Genomic DNA, 19,650 nt, shown 5'->3' with positions numbered 1-19,650 from the left:
CGCGTCAGATGCCGATGGGCAGCATCTCGTACGGCCGCAGCGAACTCATCAGCGCGGTCGCCGCGTACGGCAGGGCGTTGAGCCGGTCCCCGGTTGCCATGTGCTGCAGACCCCGGGCGACCTCGGCCGGTGTCCGGTCATCCCTGAGCTTCTGGACGAGCTCCTCGATCTGCTGGGAATCGCCCGCCGAGGTGAGGCCGGTGGCGAGCACCACCACGGCATTGCCCAGACTCGCGAGCTGGAAGGCGAAGTCGTTGCGGAGCAGGAGCTGTCGAACCAGCTCACTGGGCCGGGCGGGCCTGGCGATGTCCAGGATCACCAGCGGCGCTGGACGTCCGGCGGACATCCTGCAGACGAAGTGGTCCAGGTCCGTCACGGTGATCGTGTCCGAGGCCTCGGTCGCCCAGGCGGAGTCTCCCGAGTAGATGGACGCTCCGAAATCGATGTACGGGACAGTGCCTACCCCCTCCATGGTGGCGCTCACATGGATCACGTCCGGCGCGGGCATCCGGGCCGCCAGATGTTCGAGCACGATGCCGTTCGGGTCGTCCGCGACCTCCATGACCCAGCCGGCCCTCTCGTAGGCGACCCTCAGGTCGGCCCCGCCCAGCTGGTGCCCGCGCTGGGACTCCAGCTGCCGCGCGGCTCCGCGCCGCAGGATCAGCACCTGCGGACTGCGGCGGCGCCCCGACAGCTCCGCGCGGAGGCGCGCCCACGTGAGCGAGTCGGCGACTCCGTCCGCATCCAGACCGAGGGAACGCTGCACATCCGACACCGCACGTGTGGTCTGCGGCCCCATCAGCCCGTCGACCGGGCCGGGGCCGGCCTCCAGCAGGTCCAGGGTCTCCTGCAGCACACCGGTACGGACCCTCCCGGCCCGAGGGGTGCGGGGCATCCGGTAGACGGACCGGACCCGGTCGTCGGTGGCCAGCATGCCGTATCTCGTCGCCGCGATCTCCCAGGGCACTTGCGCGAGTTCGGGCTGGGCGACGGTCAGACAGATGTCCAAAGGTTCCATCATGCCCTGGTTGAGAAGTGGCTCCAGCGTCCATTCGCCGGGCACCAGAGGGTCACCGGCGAGAATCGCGCTGACGAGGGGCCCGAGGGACATCCGATGGCTCTTCTTGCGTAGCGCCAAGGCGAGCGGGGCCAACGGCCCTACCCGGCCCAGCTCTCGGTCGCCGCCGTGAACGAGCACGGCACCGTCCGGAGCGAGAGCAAAACCGACGGTATCCGGGGCCGGGGGCTGCGACGAGGGGATCCCGCGCTCGTCGCCGAGCTCCGCGAGGACGGCACGGGCGGCGTGCACGTGGAGGTCCGCCTCGGCGCTCTCGGTCCTGGCCAGCAGCCGGGACCAGGTCTCGTGGGACAGGACCTGCCACCGGTTCGCCGGCCCCGGCGGCAGAAGGGTGTCCGCCAGGCGGAGCCGTTCGGCGGTCCGGTCCGGCGAAACGCGGTCAGCCCAGCGCCGGGCGACAGTGATGAGATGGGCAGCCTGCAGCAACGGATACTCGTCATAGCCGTCGAGGGCAGGCGGCTGCGGCTCTCCCTGCCCGACGGGCCCGGTCAGCTCCATGAACCGGGCCAGCCGCCACCAGGCGAAGCTGTCCTCGCGCGTGAGGATCCCGGCCGCTCGGGCGGCGCAGCGACGCGCGTCGCCGAGTTGGCCTGCCAGGCGGTACGCGGTCGCGGCGCGTGCGGCCAACCATCCGACGTCCATCAGATCCACCGCTTTCGGCGGGCCTCCGTCGGGCAGGACGAGCGTCAGCAGCTCCAGCCCGACGGCAAGCGGCCCCGGGCAGTACTCCAGCGTGCGCAGCAGCGCGAGGCGCGCCGTGGCCGGCGTCACCCGGCGCAGTGCGCGGAGCAGGGCTTCGCCGAATGGTTCGGGCCGGTCGTCCGCCAGGGCCAGCCCGTGTGCGGCAGCCTCGACGATGAGCAGTGGGTCCGCACCGGTCTGCTCCAGCTGCGCCAGAACGTCCTCACACACCCTTGTGGCGCCAGCTGTGTCTCCGTGCCCGGCCATGAGATCCGACTGCAGCAACAGGCACCGGGTTGCGATCTCACTGTTGTCCTCGTAGCTCAGCCGCATCGCCTCGTCGAGGAATTGCGCCGCCTCCAAGTGGTTCCCGACGACGTCGAGCTGCGCCCTGGCAGCGTGGAGCGCGCACTCGGCAGTGCCTTCGTAGTCCTGGAAGCGGGCATATCGCTCACGCGCCACCAGCAGGTCGCTCATGCCCCGGTCCACCTGCATGAGCTCGATATTGACCCGCCCGCGCAGAGCGAACACCGCGGCCTCCTGTTCCGGATGCAGGCTGACGGGTGTGCTCAGCGCGCGTTCGCACAGAGCACGGGCCTGCCGCGGCAGACCGAGCGTGAGTAGCGCCTCGACGCTCAGGGGCAGCGGCCGGGCCCCTGGGTCGTCGGACGGTGTCGCGGCCAGCCGGGCGGCGGTAGCGGGCAGCCCGAGGCTTAGGGCCAGCTCCGCCTCCATACGGCGCAGCCCGGTGCGCGCGGCGGCCGTGATGCCCTCGCGCGGGGCCGCGTGGACCCATCGCAGGGCTTCCTCGTACTTCAGGCCGGCCGCCGCGTCCTGGGCCAGAAGATGCGCCAGATGGGCCGAGTTGGGCTGGTCTCCCAAGGTCTGGGCGATCTGCTGGGCCGTGTGCAACGCCGCGGACGCCTCGTCCGGCCGCCCGAGGGCGCTCAGCGTCCCCGCGTACACCTCCAGCGCGAAGCAGAAGTCCGCGGACAGCTCGATGGTCTCCGCGGTGGGCCTCAAAGCCTTTTCGGCGCGCCCGGGCCGACCACGGGCGAGCAGTAGCGCGCCCCGTGCGGTGTTCCACCGCACGGGGGGAAGCCGTACGGCGGACTGCGTCGCGATCGCTTCCACGGCGCTCAGACTGCGCTCGGCCTCGCTCCAGAGCTGGTGTCCCCCGGAGAGCTCATCGCTGCGCGCTCTGCGGGCGAGAGCCCAGGCCAGTTCCACGTGGGCCTCTGCGTGCAGCCGCGGGTCGAGTGCGGGGATGTCTCCCGCGACCTTGAGCGGCTCGCCGTCCTCGTCGACGTACTGCGGGCCGAGGATTTCCCCCGCGATCTCGGCCAGGTCCTCGAAGCGGCCGGAAGCCCTGGCCTGTTCCACGGCCTCCCGCCAGGCGGGCGCCGCCTTGTATCCATAGGCCTGGATGCGATGGTAGAGCGCTGCCCTGGTCCAGGCGGCCCACGCCGTCGGCTGCAGTTGGGCCAGCCGCTCGTAGTAGCGCGCGGCGTCCTCGTGCAGCAGCCGGTAGACGGGCTGTCCGGAGAGAAGGCGCCGCAGCGGCTCCGCCACGCAGGGGTGGAAGACCAGGGTGTCCGGATCGGTCGGGGCAGTGCTCACCCAGGAGGATACTTCGGCCGAATACTGCTTGAGGTTCTCCCAGATCCGCGCGAAATCCGCGGGCCCGTGCGGAGGTGCGACTCCGGTGCGGAACGCGGGTGGGGATCCGGACGGCCGGGGATCATCTTCCGGGCAGTCGTCCCTGGTACCCCGCATCGCCGAGACCATTCGGGGGAGAACGACCTGCTCGGCGAAGTCCCGGCTCAGTCGTCTCGCCAGCACGCCGTACCGGACCAGCCACCTCAGGGCGTCGTCCTCGATCTTGCCGATGATGCGGTCCATGCACCAGGCGAGCTGGGGGTCGAGGCTCGCCACGCTCTCCACCGACATGTCCGGCGAGTAGTCCGCCACGTCGGCGAAGAGCGCGAGTTGCCAGGGGATCCCCTGGGCCCTGCGCCCGATGGCGTCGACCAGCTCCGTACGCCGGATGCCGCGCTTTCCGGTCAGATAGCTCCTGGCCTCGTCCGCGGTGAACGGTGGGATCTCCAGCTGGCCCATGTCGTGCTCCGACAAACGTTCGTCCAGCCGGATCAGCTCCTCGGCGCCGGTGACCCGCCCGGACAGGATCAGCCTCACCTGGTTCGACGAAGCGTGGATGTCCGCCAGGACATCGACCAGTCCGGCGGAGCCGCCGAGTGACCGCAGTACCGCGACTTCGAAGCCGTCGAGCACGATGAGCAGCGTTGTTCCGGAATGGTCCTCGCTCAGCGTGCTGAGGAACCGGTCGCGGACATCGAGGGCGTCGGATTCGGCTGCGGCGGTATCGAGCGCGGCCGCCCCCGACCGGGCCAACGTCGGGGCGTCTCGGAACAGCACCGAGCGGTACGCGCCGTGCCGGCGCAGCAGCTCCTGGAAGGGGGCGCCGACCATCTGCTCGTTGAGCTGCTCCGCGAGTTCCAGTGTGAGCAGCCAAGGACTCCGTACGACATTCACCACGTCGACGGCATCGAGGTCCACCAGCGCGCAGGGCACCCGGGCCGGTGCGGCGACGCAGCGGCGGGCGATGAACCATTGGAGCATCATCGACTTCCCCATACCGCCGAAGGCGTGCAGTCGCAGTGCGCGGGTGGGGGTTCCGGTCAGCAGTTGGTCGAGTCTGTGCTCCAGGTCGGGCCGGGACAGATAGTGGCCCGACCTGAGCAGCGCGTCGTACCAGAGCATCCGTGACCGGAGATAGCGGTCACAATCACTGCGCAGTTCAGCCAGGCGCGGACTGAACATCCATGCCCAGGAGTCGTTCAAAGCGTCGAGCAGGTCCTGACAGCCGGGGAAGTCGAAGCGCTCGTCCCGCTCCCGGTACCACTGTTCGAAGCGCGCGGCTGCCCGGTCGGGATCAGCGACGACGAGGGCGTGCAAGGCCGCCAGGCTTCGGCCCGTACGCTCGCAGAAGTCTGCGATGCGTTGCTCGGCGGCACGGAGTGCTTCAGGCACCGGCAGGGAGTCGAGTACCGCTCCGACTTCGAGCCACCAGGCTCGCCGGGCCGCTTCCCGTAGTCCGGACGCCACCTCGTAGGTGCCCGCCCTCCCGGGTTGCGGCTGGACGCACGGCTGGAGCACCAGCTCGTCCAGCGGCGGCCCCACACCGTCACGCAGGGCCGCGTCGTACAGCGCCTCGTCGAAACCGTCCACCAAGGCGCACCGCAGCAGTGTCCGATGCAGGGGCTCGGGCATCAAGGACAGGGTGACGTCGGCAAGGTCCTCGCCTGATGCGAGGCGCTTCGCGGCTTCGTCCACGGTGATCATTGCTGCACCTGCCGAAACGTGTACGCCATCTGTTCCCACGCCACAAGTTCCTTGGGGCTGAAGTACTCTCCGTCTTCTCCCTCTCGTTCGAGAGCCCGAGCTCGCATGCTCTTGACGAAGGCCGTCCAGGACTCCTCGTCGGGCCGCTGTCCTCGGTAGAAGTCCCGCTTGCGGGCGCAGTACTCGCGGACGAGGAGCTTTGCCTCACTCCGGTCGAAGGTCCTGACGGTCCTGACCCGGTCCACCAGTTGCGCACCGAGCTTTGCGTCGAGCCCGCAGTCGACGGCCACGATGCGAACCGGATCGAAGTCTCCTGCAGCAGCGGGTTTCAGCAGGTTCTCCACGACGTGGCCGTACGGTTCGCAGCGAAGGACGTGGTCCAGGATCAGCAGGATCGGTTCGTGGGTGACCGCTTGGAGGAAGAGAGCGAAGTCGTTGAGCAAGCTCTTCTCGTAGGCCACGGCGTCGCGCGGACGGTCGTTGAGAGGTGGCAGCGCCACGCCGGGTGCGGTGGCGGCCAACGGCTGCCCCTCGCGCAGTGACTGGACGAGATCTTCCTTGGCCTGGAGCGCCTGGGTAAAGGTGGTGACCGGCCGCTCGGCTTTCGGTCCGAGCCAATGAGCGACAGCATCCTTGATCTCTTTGAGCAACCCCTGCAGGTTGAGATTACCTTTGTTCATAAGATTCACGTAGACGACGGGAACGCCACACCAGATACTGGTCAACAGGCAAGAGCGGGTCAGCTCGGACTTTCCGGCTTCGCTGTCGCCGGTGACGGCCAGCAGATCGGCCTTGTCCGCCGTGAGCATCGAGGCCAGGCGCTCCATTATCTCGTGGTGCTCCATCCCGCGTCCCACCAGCCAGCGTGGCCCCTCGAACTCCTGCCCGCGCATTTTCGTCACTGTCAGATGGTCGATCGGCTGGGGCCACTTGAGGATCACCGAGGGGTCGGCTTGGACGGTCAGCACGGGCATGGCCCCGTCGCGGGGATGACCGCCGTTCACCCAGTGGAGTCGATTGCGTGCGTGGGCCGTGGCCTCGTCGAGAGCTCGCCCCGCCGCCAACTGCCCGTAGAACTCTCTGCTGAACCGCACCGCAGGGACAGACGCGATATCGCCCTGCATGGCAACGACCGCCAGTGTCTCACGTTCGAAGAAGGCGTCGCTGAGCCCCCAGACCACTTGTTGGGGATCCGCACCTGACGTCCGGCACGCATTCAGCACTGCGAGGCGCAGAGGCGTGGTCAGAACTCCGGCGATGAAACCGGCGCTGAGGTCCCAGGGCTGGTCCGGGGCCATGATCTCAAGGGACGGCCCTGCGGATGACTGCTTGCCGTGCCCGATGAAGTGAAGGATGTGCGGGGTGAAGTCTGCGAGGGCCTGGCGCGTCTTCTCCATATCGGGTGCGCGTAGAACGTGCACCTGCCAGCAGCAGGGGACATTGCTGAGCCCGGTGTATATGGCTTCGAGTTCTCGGTCCCCCTTCAGTACCTCGTCGTCGGGGTCGCCCATGATGACGAGAAGCCGGACCGGTCCGGTCAACGGCTCTGTTTGCATCGCGAAGGGGATGCGCGCCCGGACGCAGGGGCTTGCCTCGTTCTCGAAGAGCCAGTGCTCCTGGGGCTCGGGCGTGCAGAGCAGTTCCCACGGCAGTGAGCGGAGATCGCTGGGCTCTATGTCCAGCACCATGCGCGAGTCCCGATTCGAGGTCGCAGCCTCCCAGACCTCGGCTGGGCTGCCGGACAGGAGGGCGCCGAAGAGGTCCCGCCCGGTCGACAGCAAGTCGTCGGCCTGGATGCCGTCATCCATCAGGCCGGGGCATTGTGCCAGCTCGTAGCTCGGTATGAACTTTCGGGCACGCGGATTGACGAACCATTCAGGATCCGAACCGTCGTCGACGTAGACGTCCTCGGGAAACCCCTGTGACTGGGGGTCTCCGACGTGGATGAGGATCGTCGACATACCAAGCCCCGCGCTCGCGATACAGCGCTGCGTGATCGTCCTACCTCCATGGTCGACCCGCCACGGGTGGATGTCCACCCGTCACCCGTCGAGCGGGAGGTGGTGCCTGCTAGCGGACATGCGCAGACGGGCCACCTGCGCAAGAACGCGGGCGCCCGGCGTGAATCGCCTGGAGAAGAGATCTCCGTCATGTGTTGAATGGGGCGTACACATGTGTGGACCGGAGACGAAAGAGGCGTTGCAAGTGATCGTGATCGCCCATCTCAGCGACATCCATCTCGACTGCGGCCCGCGGGCTGCCGAGCGCACCCGCGCCGTCATGGAGTACCTCGACGCCCTGCCCCACGACCTGGACGCCGTGCTGGTGAGCGGGGACATAGCCGACCACGCGGCCCCCGCCGAGTACGAGGAGGCCGCCAAGCTGCTCCGGTCCCGGCACCCCCTGGTCGTCTGCCCAGGCAACCACGACGAGCGGGTCGCCTTCCGGCAGGGGCTGTTGGGGGAGGGGGCCGGTGCTTCCGCGCGGCCGGTCGACCAGGTGTTGCGCGGGGACGGCTTCGTGCTCGCCGTGTGCGACTCGTCCGTTCCCGGCGAGGACCACGGCCTGCTGGAGGAGTCCACGCTGGCCTGGCTGGACGGCGTACTGTCCGACACCCCGCGCGACACGCCTGTGCTGGTCGCGTTCCACCACCCGCCGGTCCCGCTGCACACCCCGTACGTCGACGGGATCCGGCAGTTCGGCGAGGAGCGGCTCGCGGCCCTCGCCGAACGGCACCCGCACCTCACCGCGTTCCTGTGCGGGCACGCCCACACCGCGGCCGCGACCACCTTCGCCGGCCGCCCGCTGCTGGTGGCGCCCGGGGTGGTCTCCACCCTCCGGCTCCCCTGGGAGGTCCAGACGGCGCCCGACCACCACGTCCACCTCGACGAGCCGCCCGCCGTCGCCTTCCACGTACTGGGCGAGGACGGACGGCTGACGACCCACTACCGCGTGGTCGTCGCCCGCCGGTAGCAACTGCCGTCCCGGGTCCGGGTGAGACGGCCCGAGGTGATCAGATAGCGCCGCAGCGCCGAGCAGTCCTCGTGCACCGTGCGCAGCGCGTCGTTCACCTCGGGCTCCGTGTACTCCCGGTCCACCGCGAACAGGGTCTCGGTGAGGTGGGCGAGCAACTGCTCGCGCCGGGCCGCCCTGCGCGGGATGACGACGAGGCGCCCGCGGGAGAAGAGGTCGGAAACGTCCCGCCGTGCCGGGCTGGAGGACTGTTGCTGTTCGGTGCTCTGCTGTGACATGTCTGTGAGCTTCACCCGGCGCCCTCCCGCGGGGCAACGCAATTTCCGGCGCGAAAGCGCCTCGACGCCACAAAAGTGACGGTCGTTCATCTTACTGAGTGGTAGTCCCGCCAGTACCCTCCCCGTGACCGGTTCCTGCCCCCCCACGGAGGAGCACGTATGCGACGTCCCACCGCTCGCCTCAGAACCGCCGTCGCCACCGGGCTGATCGCCCTCGCCGCGGCCCTGCTCTCCCCCCTCGCACCCGCGGCCGCCGCCGCTCCCGGAGACCCCGTACCCCTCCCCGTCGCCGATTACTGCGGCGGCCAGTGCTCGGACATCCTGCCGCCCGGCCAGAACGGCAACGCCACCCTCGCGCAGATCCTCCTGCACAAGGCGTTCGGCACGATGCCCGCCCACACCTCCGACCAACTGGCCCGCTACGACTCGCTGGTGGCCGGATACCCCGGCCTCACCGACGCCAAGGTCAACGACTTCTTCAACAGCGCCTCCTTCGGCGTGCCGGCCGACCAGGTCGAGTCCACCGCCAGTCCGCGTCCCGACGTCACCATCACCCGCGACAAGAAGACCGGCGTCCCCCACATCAAGGGCACCACCCGCTACGGCACTTCCTTCGGCGCGGGCTACGCCGCCGCCCAGGACCGGCTCTGGCAGATGGACCTCTTCCGCCACGTGGGACGCGGCGACCTGACCCCCTTCGCGGGCGGCGCCCTCGCCAACCAGGGCCTGGAGCAGCAGTTCTGGCCGCAGGCGCCGTACACCGAAGCCGATCTCCAGGCCCAGGTCGACCGGATACGCACCACCGAGGGCGAGCGAGGCCGCCTCGCGATGGAGGACGCGCAGGCCTACGTCGACGGCATCAACCTCTATCGCACCCAGTCCAAGAACGGCCGCTACTTCCCCGGCGAGTACGTCCTCACCGGCCACATCGACTCCGTCACCAACGCCGGTGAGATCCAGCCCTTCAAGATCACCGACCTGATCGCCCTCGCCTCCGTCGTCGGCGGCCTGTTCGGCGGCGGAGGCGGCGGCGAGGTGCAGGCCGCGCTGTCCCTGCTGTCCGCGCAGCAGAAGTACGGGCTGGAGGAGGGCACCCGCGTCTGGGAGTCCTTCCGCCAGCGCAACGACCCCGAGGCCGTGCTCACCGTCCACGACGGTACGAGCTTCCCGTACGCCCAGAAGCCCACGAACCCCCAGGGCACCGCGCTCCCGGACGCGGGCTCCGTGGTCCCCGAACAGCTCGTGTACGACCGGACGGGCGCGGCGACGGCCGACGAGGCCCTCGACCCGCCGAAGCCCGTCAAACAGAGCATGTCCAACGCCCTGCTCGTCTCCGGCGCGCACACCGCGAGTGGCCACCCGATCGCCGTCTTCGGACCGCAGACCGGCTACCTCGCGCCCCAGCTCCTCATGCTCCAGGAGCTCCAGGGCCCCGGCATCAGCGCCCGCGGCGCCTCCTTCGCGGGCGTCAGCATGTACGTACAGCTCGGCCGCGGCCAGGACTACGCCTGGAGCGCCACCTCCGCGGGACAGGACATCACCGACACCTTCGCCGTCGAACTGTGCGAGCCCGGCGGCGGGGCGCCGACGAAGGCGAGCACCTCGTACCTCTACCACGGCACCTGCACCCCCATGGAGAAGCTGGAGCACACCAACACCTGGAAGAAGTCCGTAGCCGACCCGACCCCCGACGGCTCGTACCGGATGCAGGTCCGGCGCACGAACTACGGCATCGTCACGCACCGTGCCACCGTCGCGGGCAAGCCCGTCGCCTACACCGCGCTGCGCTCCACCTACCGCCACGAGGCCGACTCGATCATCGGCTTCCAGATGCTGAACGACCCCTCCTACGTCAAGGACGCCCGCACCTTCCAGCAGGCGGCCGAGCACATCGGCTACGCCTTCAACTGGTTCTACGCCGACTCGCGCGAAGCCGCCTACTACAACAGCGGGTTGAACCCGGTCCGTCCCGCCGGGGTGGACGCGGCCCTGCCCGTGCATGGCAGGCAGGCGTACGAGTGGCAGGGCTTCGACCCGGCCGCGAACACCGCCGTCTACACACCGCCGGCCGAGCACCCGCAGTCCATCGGCCAGGACTACTACATCAGTTGGAACAACAAGCAGGCCAAGGACTACAGTGCGGCCGGCTTCGGGATGGGCGCCGTCCACCGCGGCGACCTCCTCGACCGCCGGGTCAAGCCGCTCGTAGCGGCGGGCGGAGTGACCAGGGCCGAGCTCACCCAGGCCATGGCCGAGGCCGCCGTCACCGACCTGCGCGCCGAGAACCTGCTGCCCGAGCTCCTCGCCGTCCTGCGCAGTGCGCCCGGCACGGATCCGGCGGTGACCGCGGCGATCGACAAGCTGGCCGCGTGGCAGGCGAGCGGCACCAAGCGCAAGGAGACCGCCCAGGGTTCGAAGGCGTACGCGCACGCGGACGCCGTCCGGATCATGGACGCCTGGTGGCCGCTGCTGATCGAGGCGGAGTTCAAGCCCGGCCTCGGTGCCCCGCTGTACGATGCCCTGCGCGCCTCGCTGAGCGTCGACGAGGCTCCCAACGCGGGCCACGGACCCACCGGTTCACACGCCGGATCGGCCTTCCAGTACGGCTGGTGGAGCTACGCGGACGAGGACCTGCGCATGGTCCTCGGACGGCCTGTGGCCGATCCGCCGTCCCAGGTGTACTGCGGCGGCGGCTCGCTCACCGCGTGCCGCGAGGCCATCACCGCCACGCTCAAGCAGGCGGCCGCGGCCACCCCCGCGGCCGTGTACCCGGCCGACGGGACTTGCGCGGCCGGCAACCAGTGGTGCGCGGACTCGATCGTGCAGCGCCCGGTCGGCGGGCTGAGCCATCCGCAGATCAACTGGCAGAACAGGCCCACCTACCAGCAGGTTGTGGAGTTCCCGGCCCACCGCTGAGGCGTCCCGTACGCGCACACGGGGCCCGCCCGCCGGGGACATGTCCGCGGCGGGCGGGCCTGGGCGAACGCGGGGTGTGGTCAGGGACCGACGGTGATCTGCTGCGCCGGGTCGGTGGTGTCGGTGACCTTGTATACGGCGTTGAAGGTGGAGGACGTCGCACTCGTGGGGCAGCCGAACCCGCCGGTGACCGTGACCGGCACGGACACGTTGGTGAAGGTCAGGCCGGACGGGGCGCCGTTGACCCAGGATCCGCCCACGCTCGCCGCGGCCGCGGGGGCCGCCGTCACGGTACAGGTGGCGAGACCCGTCGTGTGGACGACGAGCCCGCCGACGGGCACGGTCATGGTGGCGGTGCTCGGGGCGCCGTTCTGCATCGACACCGACCAGGCGCCGCTGGTGGTGACCGTGGGGGTCACGCCCCACATGCTGGAGGTGCACGAGCTGTACGTGGGCGGCGAGATGGGCGACGAGACGGGCCCGGCCGCGTTGGCGTTGCCGGGAGCGGCCGGCACCGTACCGGTGGAGACGGAGACCGAGCAGGTGACCGTCACCGACCCGGCCTTGAGGGTGGCCTTTCCGCTGAGGGTGGCCTGGAAGGCGTGCCCGGCCGGGGTGACGGTGGTCGACCCGGCCAGCGGTATGGGCGTGGCGGAGGCGGAGGCGGTGGCCGAGGCCACCGACAGGGCTGCGGCGGCGGCCATCCCGAGGGCGAGCGCGGTGCGCGTACGGCTCATGGCTGTGCTCCTTGGGGATCGGAGTGCGGCGTGGGGACTGCGGTGGGGGGAGAGGGAGCAGGTACGGGAGCTGCGGGTGCCGGAGCGGGTGCGGCGGACGGCTGCCAGGCGAACATCAGGCCACCGCCGAGAATGCCGAGCAGGGTGCCGATCAGAAAGCCGCCCAGGTTCGACAGGACCAGGGCGGCCGTCGCGATCAGCGTGGTGAGGACACCGGCCAGGCTTCGCTGTGGGGGCGCGAACCAGGCGGTGAGCCCGAGCACGATCATGACGATCCCCATCAGGACGGACGGGATTCCCGCCACCCCCTGCTGGAGCATGATCTTCAGTGGTGCCAGCGGCAGGACGCAGATCCACGCCCCGGCAAGGACCGCGAACAGCCCGCCCCAGAACGGTCTGCTGCGCCGCCACCGCCGCCAGCGACTCAGAAGCATTCCTTCTTGCCCTTGCTGACGTGCATGCTGAGCCCGGAGAGCTTGAAGGTGCCGGCGTTGGTCGCCCACGCCGTCTGCTGCAGATCGGTGATGCTGACCCTGTCCGCCTGCTGGGCGAAGAGGTCCTGCATCCCCTGCGCGTCGGCCGGCCCCTTGTCGAGGGTGGAGGCGTCGCGCCCGATCTCGATGTTGGTGAACACCGCGTCACCGGAGAGCTGCGTCGCGTCGACGAACAGGTTGCTCGCCTCGACCGGCTTCTTCTGGCCGGCCGTCAGGTTGAGCGAGATGTCCCCGATCACCGGGAGCGAGGTGACCACCGACTGGCACAGGCTGTTGAGTTTGGCCTCCCGGATGGCGGTGACCGCTACCGGGATGAGTTCCTCGCGGGCGTTGACGTCGACGCTGCCGTACTGGGCGAAGCCCTCGCCCTCCAGGCTCTTCGCCGACACCTTGAACTGCTGCCCCGAGACCGCGAAGGAGGCGGCGAGCGCGCCCTGTGCGAGGGCGATGCCGAGGCCGGCGGTGACGGCGACGGCGGGGACGGTCAGGACCGCGAACCTGCGCCAGCGGACGCGGCCGTCGCCCGGCCCGGGCCCGTTGGGGCCATCGGGGGATTCGGGTAACTTGGGGGAATCTGCCATGAGATCGTCCCTTAACTTCGGCTGTGCACCGTTGTTACCGACGAGTTGAATGTAAGAGTGCCAATGGAGGTTGGCAAGGTTGTGCGAGCGCAGCCTTTCGGCCGACTCCTACTGCTCCGTACGGAGCAGTTCGGCGACCTCCGCGTCCACCCGGCGCGCCATCGCCCGCGCGAACTCCGTGGCCACGACCTCGCCCGCCACCGGCCTCAGCGCCGACACCGCCGCCGTGATGTGCTGCAACTGGGTGGCCGAAAGCCGCTCCAGCCCTTGCGCACCGATCACATGCCGCCGGAACAGTCCGACGAACCGGTCCGCGAGCGCGGCAGCCTGTGCCTGCGCGAACTCCCCGGCGTCCAGGATCTCGGCCATCGGCACCCCCTGACGCACCAGCGCCAGCGTCGCGTCCAGCAGCCGCCGGCTCGGGTGGGTGACGAGGTCCCCGTCGACCGTCACGTACCCCAACTCGGCTGCCCGCCGGGTGTCCTCGGCGGTGGCCGTGGGGCCGAACAGCTCCCGCAGCTCGGCCCGGGTCATCGTGATCGGCTCCTCCTGCACCCAGTCCCGGGTCATCTCCCGTTCCAGGCCCAGCAGTTGCGACAGACCGCCGCCGTCCTCCCAGGCGTGCAGGAGTTCGGCGATGCCGTTGACGGTGTAGCCGCGCCCCAGCAGGTCGCTGATCAGCCGCAGCCGCGTCAGGTGGTCGTCGGAGTACCAGGCGATCCGGCCCTCCCGGCGCGGTGGCGGCAGTAGCCCGCGCTCCTGGTAGTAGCGCAGGTTGCGCACCTTGACGCCGGCCGCCCGGGCCACGTCCTCGCGGCGGTAGCGCCCGCCGCCGTTCCCGTCCTCCACCTGGCTGCTCACGCGGCCGAGTGTAGGACGTACTGGCAGGTCACATAGGGCGCGGGCGGTCTTGTTTGACCGCGCGCAGCACCACGAACCTCGGTTCGCTCGCGACGACTTCACTGTTGCCGAAGAGCCGGCGCAGGTGGGTGTGGTACCCCATGTGCCGGTTGGCGACGATCCACAGCTCCCCGCCGGGCCGCAGCGCCTTGCGCGACTGGGCGAACATCCGCAGCGCCGTCGCGTCCGTCGTGGCCTGGTGGGAGTGGAAGGGCGGATTGCTCAGCACCCGGTCGACGGAGCCCGGGGGCAGCATGGCCACCCCGTCGCCGACGAGGAACTCGGCGGTACGCCGGCCCTCGCGGACGTTCGCCCGGTACGTCGCCTGCGCCGAGGCGACCGCCTGGTAGGACTCGTCCGTGAAGACGACCTCGGCGTCCGGGTCGGCGACCTGGACCGCCGTGCCGACGATCCCGTTGCCGCAGCCCAGGTCCACGACCCGGGCACCGTCCGTGTTGATCGGCAGGTTCTGCAGGAAGAAACGGGTGCCGACGTCGAGCCGGTCGGCGCAGAAGATCCCGGCGTGGTTCACGACGGTCAGACCGGAGCCCGACCCCGCGTCCTCGTCCACCGTGTACGTCAGCGGCCACGGCCCGGCAGTGGTCGGGTGCACGGCCCCGGGGGTGCCCGGCGTACAGAAGATCAGCCGTGCCTTCTTCTCGGCGAGCGAGGTCTTCGTCGGGCCCAGGATCCGCTCGAAGAGCCGCAGAGTGGAGGTGTGGATCTCCTTGACCATGCCGGTGCCGACGACCACGGTGCCCGCGTGCACGTGCGGGGCCAGCCGGTGCAGCTGGTCCTCCAGCAGCGCCAGGCTCTTCGGTACGCGCACCAGCAGGACGTCGATCCGCCCGGGCGGCGGATCCTGCGTGGTCAGCAGCGTCACCGTCGACTTCGACGTGCCGATCCCGTTCCGGTCGAGGTTGGCCGCGGTGGCGGAGCGGGTGAGGGAGGAGTCGGTGATCTGCGTCGGCCGGTACGCGGCTAGCGCCGTCGTCAGCGTTCCCCAGCGGTCCCCGAGCACGGTGATCTGCCCGGCGGCGGCGAGGTCCACCGGCCCGCGCTCCCCGGTACCGGAGTCGAGGTGGCGCAGCAGGTACTCGTCGGCGGCGTCCCAGGCGCGGAGCCGGTCGCGCGGGTCCTCGGGGAAGCGGGTGAGCTCGTAGGTGCCGAAAGGCGTGGTCAGGCGGTTCATATGGGACCCAGGCTAGCCGAGCCGGAGCCCCAGCCCCGCACGGACGGGGCGGGGAGGGGCCTGTCCGGTACGGGGACCGCGGCTGAACGGCCCTACTCGGGGAACTCCCCGGCCATCGCGGCGGCCATCCGCAGGTACGGACGGGCCTCGGCGGCCCGGCCGCTCCGCTCCAGCGTGCGACCGAGCATCAGCTGCGCGTAGTCCTCCACCGGCCAGCGCTCCAGGATGGCGCGGAGCTCGCGCTCGGCGCGGGAGAGCTGCGCGGAGTGGTAGTAGGAGCGGGCCAGCAGCAGGCGCGGCGCCAGCTGCTCCGGGGCTTCGCTCGCGAGCGCGTCCAGGATGCGTGCGGCCGTCGCGTACTCCTTCGCGTCGAAGAAGAGCTGGGCCCGCTCCCAGCGCTCGGCCGCCGTCCCGTGCTCGAAGTACGTCGTCGGCGCGTCCATCGCGTCCATCGCGTCCTTTCCGTCTTTCCGTCGATCCGTTTCCAGCTGGTGTGTCCGGAGCCTCCAACACGTCCCGGCGGCGGAACATTCCACCCCGCACGGCCCCCGCCTCGGGGCTAGGTTGTCCGCATGAGCAATCTCGATCGCCAGCCCGCTCTCTCCGCCTGTGGAGGCCGCGGCTTCGTCGTGGCCGAACCGGTACGCGAACTCCTCAGCCCGCGCACGGTCAAGCTCGGGGAGTCCACCGAGGTCCGCCGGCTCCTGCCGAACCTGGGCCGCCGCATGGTGGGCGCCTGGTGCTTCGTGGACCACTACGGCCCGGACGACATCGCGGACGAGCCCGGCATGCAGGTCCCGCCCCATCCGCACTCCGGACTGCAGACCGTGAGCTGGCTCCACGAGGGCGAGGTGCTGCACCGCGACAGCGTGGGCAGCCTGGCGACGGTGCGCCCGCGCGAGCTGGGCCTGATGACCTCCGGCCGAGGCATCAGCCATTCCGAGGAGAGCCCGCGCCCGCACGCCCGCTTCCTGCACGGCGCGCAGCTGTGGGTGGCCCTGCCGGACGCCCACCGCGACGTGGAGCCGCACTTCCAGCACCACGCCGAGCTCCCGCAGGTGAGTGCCCCGGGCCTGAACGCGACGGTCATCCTGGGCACCCTGGACACGGCCACCTCGCCCGGATCGACGTACTCGCCGATCGTCGGCGCGGACCTGACCCTCGCCGCGGGCGCCGAGGCCCGTCTCCCGCTCGACCCGGACTTCGAGTACGCGGTCCTGTCGATGTCGGGCGAGGCCCACGTCGACGGCGTCCCGGTCCTCCCGGGCTCGATGCTCTACCTCGGCTGCGGCCGCACCGAACTCCCCCTGCGGGCCGCGTCCGACGCGGGCCTGATGCTCCTGGGAGGCGAGCCGTTCGAGGAGGAGATCGTGATGTTCTGGAACTGGATTGGCCGGTCCCACGAGGATATCGCACAGGCTCGCGAGGACTGGATGAACGGGACCAGATTCGGCGAGGTGAAGGGGTATGACGGCCCTCCGCTTCCGGCTCCTGACCTGCCCCCGACTCACCTCAAACCACGCGGCCGAGCGCGCTGACCTGCGGTAACTGGAGAGAGGCAGTCCTGCAGGGCGCGGGGCTTATGCCTTCCGGTTGCTGAAGCCTCCGCGCTTCCGATCACGCCCCGCGCTTGCCCTTCGAAGGTGCGGGGCCTTCCCCTTCTGTGGGCGTCCGTGGATGGGCGTGTGTCTACGAATGCTGACCCAATGCTGACTTTTCTGACGCCGCATCAGGTGAGGCTTCGGGCAGGTGTAGACGTCTTATCGACTTCGTCGGCGATCGGCGCTTGCCTGGAAGTTGTTCCCGGCTTCATGCCGGTCGGGTCGCCCACTGCGCTTCGCGAAGGCTGGAGCGAGAGTCCGATCGCCTGGGGCTACCGCTTGTGGGAAGCCTACAACCCCCGCAGCGGTCGTCGCAGCGGCGTCCTACACGCAGGCTCGGCGAGGTGGGCTTCCGGGCGGCAGGGCGATGAGCGGCGCTGCCGTATGTCGCACCTTCCCTTCTCCCTCGTCAGCGGTGGTGCGTTGCGCTCCAGAAGCTATTCAGAGGGTAGCGTCTGCCGGCGCCTCCGACTCTTCGCAATTGCGGCGCCAGTAGGGGTGGTCTTGTCCATCTGCTTGGCCAGGCGGAGGAGGGGGTCTGTCGGCCGATCTGGCCGCTGGTCAAACGCGACATCGGCAACCTCGGCGCCGCCAACCTCGACCAGCTCACCCGAGCCGTCAAACGCAAGCTCAAGCAGATCCAGTACCGCCCGCACCTCATCAACGGCTGCCTCGCCAGCACCGGGCTGATCATGGATGGCTGACCGACAACACCCAATCAAGAAGCAGCCGATTCCACGTGCCAGCCCCGTTCAAGCGGGCGTTATGTCCGGCGCAATTTCTGTGGGGACGTCAAGCGGGTCGGCTTGCCAGAATCGCGGTCAGTCCAGAGCGGCGTCGCGATTCATCTCCCGGGCGAGATCGTTGAGATGTTGCGCGTTGTTCTGGTAGTGAGTGGGATCGGCGGCGAGGTTGTCGAGCATGCGGCTGAGATCGGGACTCTTGACGACGATCTGTGCAGCTCTGATGCGTGCGGGGATCTCGGACGCCAGAGCACTGTCTGTAAGAGCTTCCACGAGCGTTGTGTACCGGTCCCGTCGCTGCTTCTGGAACTCTGCATTCCTTGCGGTACTTGCCTCGAAACTGGGCCCGCCTGCTGTTTCTTTTGCCTGCTTGATGGCGGCTTCGGCAGTCGTCTTGGCTGCAGCCGCTGTGGCCTTGGCTTGTGCCAGGCCAGTCCTGGCACCTACGAGGCCTCCTCCGATGCTGCCGACAAAGGCAACGATGGCTGGGCGAGGTCATGGTGCGGGTCGGCACTACGGGGTGGTCGCCGGCCAGTTCGCGGCAGGCTGGAGTCGGTGGGTTGATAGCCAGGCCGGTGGCGGTGAGGCAGCCGTCGATGAGGTGGGGTCGGAGCTGAATTCTGCGTAACTCGCGGCGGAGTGTGCGGTCGAGGTCGTCGGGTGTCGAAGGCGGTGTTGGCCGTGGCTCTGCGCACGAGTGACCAGACGGCTTCAACCGGGTTCAAGCCTGGCGCGTATGCCGGGTTCATGGCGTGGGCAGCTCCACCTGCTGACCCATGCTCACCGCACCGAGGAACCCCAGCCGCGCATCGGCTGGGGTTCCTCATCCTGTACCGGCGGCCAAGGCGCCCCGGAGCCGGGCCGTGGAACGCCACGGCCCGGCTCCGGGGCGCTGCGGCTCAGCGGGCGCCGAGGAGGTGTTCGAGGGCGAGCTGGTCCAGTTGTTCGAAGGCCATGCCGCGGCGGGCGGCGGCGTCGACGTCGAACTCGTCGAAGGCGGACGGGTCGGCCAGCAGCCCGGCCAGGCCGTCCGCGGCGGTCGGGAGGGCCAGTTCGGGCAGCCGGGAGGCGGCGAGCGCGGCCCGGACCTCCGGATCGGACCGGAAGGCGCGGGAACGCTCCGCCAGGAGCAGGTAGTTGCGCATGCAGGCGGCCGCCGAGGCCCAGACGCCGGCGGAGTCCTCGGTGCGCGGCGGCTTGAAGTCGAAGTGACGGGGGCCGTCGTAGCCGGCCGACTCCAGCAGGTCGACCAGCCAGAAGGCCTGGCGCAGGTCGCCCGCACCGAAGCGCAGGTCCTGGTCGTACTTGATGCCCGTCTGGCCGTTGAGGTCGATGTGGAACAGCTTGTCGTGCCACAGGGCCTGGGCGATGCCGTGCGGGAAGTTCAGCCCGGCCATCTGCTCGTGGCCGACCTCCGGGTTGAGGCCGACCCGCTCGGGCCGCTCCAGCTCGTTGATGAACGCCAGGGCGTGGCCGATGGTGGGCAGCAGGATGTCGCCGCGCGGCTCGTTGGGCTTGGGTTCGATCGCGAAGCGCAGGTCGTATCCCTGGTTCTCGACGTACTCGCCCAGCAGGTCGAAGGCCTCCTTCAGTCGGTCGAGGGCGGAGCGCACGTCCTTGGCCGCGCCCGACTCCGCGCCTTCGCGGCCGCCCCAGGCGACGTAGACCGAGGCGCCGAGTTCCATGGCCAGGTCGATGTTGCGGATCGTCTTGCGGAGCGCGTACCGGCGCACGTCCCGGTCGTTCGCGGTGAAGGCGCCGTCCTTGAACACCGGGTGGGTGAAGAGGTTGGTGGTGGCCATCGGGACCTTCAGCCCGGCCGTGTCGAGTGCGGTGCGGAAGCGCTTGACCGCCTGCTCGCGGGCGGCCTCGCCGGCGCCGAAGGGGATCAGGTCGTCGTCGTGGAACGTGACGCCGTAGGCGCCGAGCCCGGCCAGCCGCTCCACGCTCTCGACGGGGTCGAGGGCGGGTCGGGTGGCGTCGCCGAAGGGGTCCCGGCCCTGCCAGCCGACGGTCCACAGGCCGAAGGTGAACCTGTGCGCGGGGGTGGGGACGAGCGGGTCGCTGGTCATGAGGCGCTCCGGATCTGGGCCGAGGGCTATTTGTAATGGCG

General features: G+C 69.9%; 14 protein-coding genes and 1 pseudogene. 3 read left to right on the top strand and 12 right to left on the bottom strand.

Annotation, left to right across the window (positions count from 1 at the left end):
• Positions 1-4: 4 nt before the first annotated feature.
• Both AB0D48_RS32585 and AB0D48_RS32580 read right to left on the bottom strand, forming a co-directional pair.
• The gene (locus AB0D48_RS32585) at positions 5-5,122 is read right to left on the bottom strand and encodes a peptidoglycan-binding domain-containing protein (protein ID WP_362405218.1); all 5,118 of its coding nucleotides are present in this window, start codon (positions 5,120-5,122) and stop codon (positions 5-7) included.
• Complete coding sequence (locus tag AB0D48_RS32580) at positions 5,119-7,083, bottom strand: CHAT domain-containing protein (RefSeq protein ID WP_362405215.1); 1,965 nt, start codon at positions 7,081-7,083, stop codon at positions 5,119-5,121. The genes AB0D48_RS32585 and AB0D48_RS32580 overlap by 4 nt, the downstream gene beginning before the upstream one ends.
• Before the next feature lie 244 nt (positions 7,084-7,327).
• Between AB0D48_RS32580 and AB0D48_RS32575 the strand changes: the two genes are divergently transcribed.
• Positions 7,328-8,095 (top strand): metallophosphoesterase, encoded by a 768-nt coding sequence (locus AB0D48_RS32575; protein WP_362405212.1) that lies wholly within the window; start codon positions 7,328-7,330, stop codon positions 8,093-8,095.
• Here AB0D48_RS32575 and AB0D48_RS32570 read toward each other — a convergent pair.
• Positions 8,068-8,373 carry a DUF2087 domain-containing protein gene (locus AB0D48_RS32570; protein ID WP_362405209.1) on the bottom strand — a complete coding sequence of 102 codons (306 nt, stop codon included), beginning with the start codon at positions 8,371-8,373 and terminating at the stop codon, positions 8,068-8,070. The genes AB0D48_RS32575 and AB0D48_RS32570 overlap by 28 nt on opposite strands.
• A gap of 159 nt (positions 8,374-8,532) precedes the next feature.
• Here AB0D48_RS32570 and AB0D48_RS32565 point away from each other — a divergent pair, with 159 nt between their 5' ends.
• Positions 8,533-11,289 (top strand): penicillin acylase family protein, encoded by a 2,757-nt coding sequence (locus AB0D48_RS32565; protein WP_362405206.1) that lies wholly within the window; start codon positions 8,533-8,535, stop codon positions 11,287-11,289.
• 80 nt (positions 11,290-11,369) lie between these two features.
• Here the strand turns inward: AB0D48_RS32565 and AB0D48_RS32560 are convergent, their stop codons facing one another.
• The 6 genes from AB0D48_RS32560 to AB0D48_RS32535 form a co-directional block, all read right to left on the bottom strand.
• Positions 11,370-12,026 (bottom strand): hypothetical protein, encoded by a 657-nt coding sequence (locus AB0D48_RS32560; protein WP_362405203.1) that lies wholly within the window; start codon positions 12,024-12,026, stop codon positions 11,370-11,372.
• Positions 12,023-12,460 carry a DUF6114 domain-containing protein gene (locus AB0D48_RS32555; RefSeq protein ID WP_362405200.1) on the bottom strand — a complete coding sequence of 146 codons (438 nt, stop codon included), beginning with the start codon at positions 12,458-12,460 and terminating at the stop codon, positions 12,023-12,025. The genes AB0D48_RS32560 and AB0D48_RS32555 overlap by 4 nt, the downstream gene beginning before the upstream one ends.
• A complete protein-coding gene (locus tag AB0D48_RS32550; RefSeq protein WP_362405196.1) occupies positions 12,451-13,101 on the bottom strand; it encodes a DUF6230 family protein in 651 nt (216 codons plus the stop codon). Before AB0D48_RS32550 ends, AB0D48_RS32555 begins: the two co-directional genes overlap by 10 nt.
• Before the next feature lie 108 nt (positions 13,102-13,209).
• Positions 13,210-13,962: a MerR family transcriptional regulator gene (locus AB0D48_RS32545; protein ID WP_362405193.1), complete on the bottom strand. Its 753-nt coding sequence runs from the start codon at positions 13,960-13,962 to the stop codon at positions 13,210-13,212.
• A 28-nt stretch (positions 13,963-13,990) separates the two neighbouring features.
• Positions 13,991-15,184 (bottom strand): methyltransferase, encoded by a 1,194-nt coding sequence (locus tag AB0D48_RS32540; protein WP_362405248.1) that lies wholly within the window; start codon positions 15,182-15,184, stop codon positions 13,991-13,993.
• 101 nt (positions 15,185-15,285) lie between these two features.
• On the bottom strand, positions 15,286-15,636 hold the full coding sequence (locus tag AB0D48_RS32535) for a tetratricopeptide repeat protein (RefSeq protein WP_362405245.1): 351 nt from the start codon (positions 15,634-15,636) through the stop codon (positions 15,286-15,288).
• A 129-nt stretch (positions 15,637-15,765) separates the two neighbouring features.
• Here AB0D48_RS32535 and AB0D48_RS32530 point away from each other — a divergent pair, with 129 nt between their 5' ends.
• On the top strand, positions 15,766-16,731 hold the full coding sequence (locus AB0D48_RS32530; protein ID WP_362405190.1) for a pirin family protein: 966 nt from the start codon (positions 15,766-15,768) through the stop codon (positions 16,729-16,731).
• Between the two features lie 884 nt (positions 16,732-17,615).
• Here AB0D48_RS32530 and AB0D48_RS32525 read toward each other — a convergent pair.
• From AB0D48_RS32525 to xylA, 3 genes and pseudogenes are all read right to left on the bottom strand, one after another.
• A complete protein-coding gene (locus tag AB0D48_RS32525; RefSeq protein WP_362405254.1) occupies positions 17,616-17,810 on the bottom strand; it encodes a hypothetical protein in 195 nt (64 codons plus the stop codon).
• 283 nt (positions 17,811-18,093) lie between these two features.
• Positions 18,094-18,280, bottom strand: a pseudogene (locus AB0D48_RS32520) (DDE endonuclease); the annotation flags it as partial.
• A gap of 156 nt (positions 18,281-18,436) precedes the next feature.
• Positions 18,437-19,609 (bottom strand): xylose isomerase, encoded by a 1,173-nt coding sequence (xylA, locus tag AB0D48_RS32515; protein ID WP_362405187.1) that lies wholly within the window; start codon positions 19,607-19,609, stop codon positions 18,437-18,439.
• Between the last annotated feature and the right edge of the window lie 41 nt (positions 19,610-19,650).

The organism is Streptomyces sp. NPDC048269 (assembly GCF_040652395.1).
GTDB lineage: Bacteria > Actinomycetota > Actinomycetes > Streptomycetales > Streptomycetaceae > Streptomyces.
The sequence above is the reverse complement of the archived record's forward strand: the minus strand, read 5'-3'. Positions and strand labels throughout refer to the sequence as shown.

What these genes read in the sequence shown, in the direction of transcription:
- AB0D48_RS32585 (WP_362405218.1), bottom strand. Translation starts at nt 5,122, where the DNA reads ATGATCACCGTGGACGAAGCCGCGAAGCGCCTCGCATCAGGCGAGGAC.
- AB0D48_RS32580 (WP_362405215.1), bottom strand. Translation starts at nt 7,083, where the DNA reads ATGTCGACGATCCTCATCCACGTCGGAGACCCCCAGTCACAGGGGTTT.
- AB0D48_RS32570 (WP_362405209.1), bottom strand. Translation starts at nt 8,373, where the DNA reads ATGTCACAGCAGAGCACCGAACAGCAACAGTCCTCCAGCCCGGCACGG.
- AB0D48_RS32565 (WP_362405206.1), top strand. Translation starts at nt 8,533, where the DNA reads ATGCGACGTCCCACCGCTCGCCTCAGAACCGCCGTCGCCACCGGGCTG.
- AB0D48_RS32560 (WP_362405203.1), bottom strand. Translation starts at nt 12,026, where the DNA reads ATGAGCCGTACGCGCACCGCGCTCGCCCTCGGGATGGCCGCCGCCGCA.
- AB0D48_RS32555 (WP_362405200.1), bottom strand. Translation starts at nt 12,460, where the DNA reads ATGCTTCTGAGTCGCTGGCGGCGGTGGCGGCGCAGCAGACCGTTCTGG.
- AB0D48_RS32550 (WP_362405196.1), bottom strand. Translation starts at nt 13,101, where the DNA reads ATGGCAGATTCCCCCAAGTTACCCGAATCCCCCGATGGCCCCAACGGG.
- AB0D48_RS32535 (WP_362405245.1), bottom strand. Translation starts at nt 15,636, where the DNA reads ATGGACGCGCCGACGACGTACTTCGAGCACGGGACGGCGGCCGAGCGC.
- AB0D48_RS32530 (WP_362405190.1), top strand. Translation starts at nt 15,766, where the DNA reads ATGAGCAATCTCGATCGCCAGCCCGCTCTCTCCGCCTGTGGAGGCCGC.
- xylA (WP_362405187.1), bottom strand. Translation starts at nt 19,609, where the DNA reads ATGACCAGCGACCCGCTCGTCCCCACCCCCGCGCACAGGTTCACCTTC.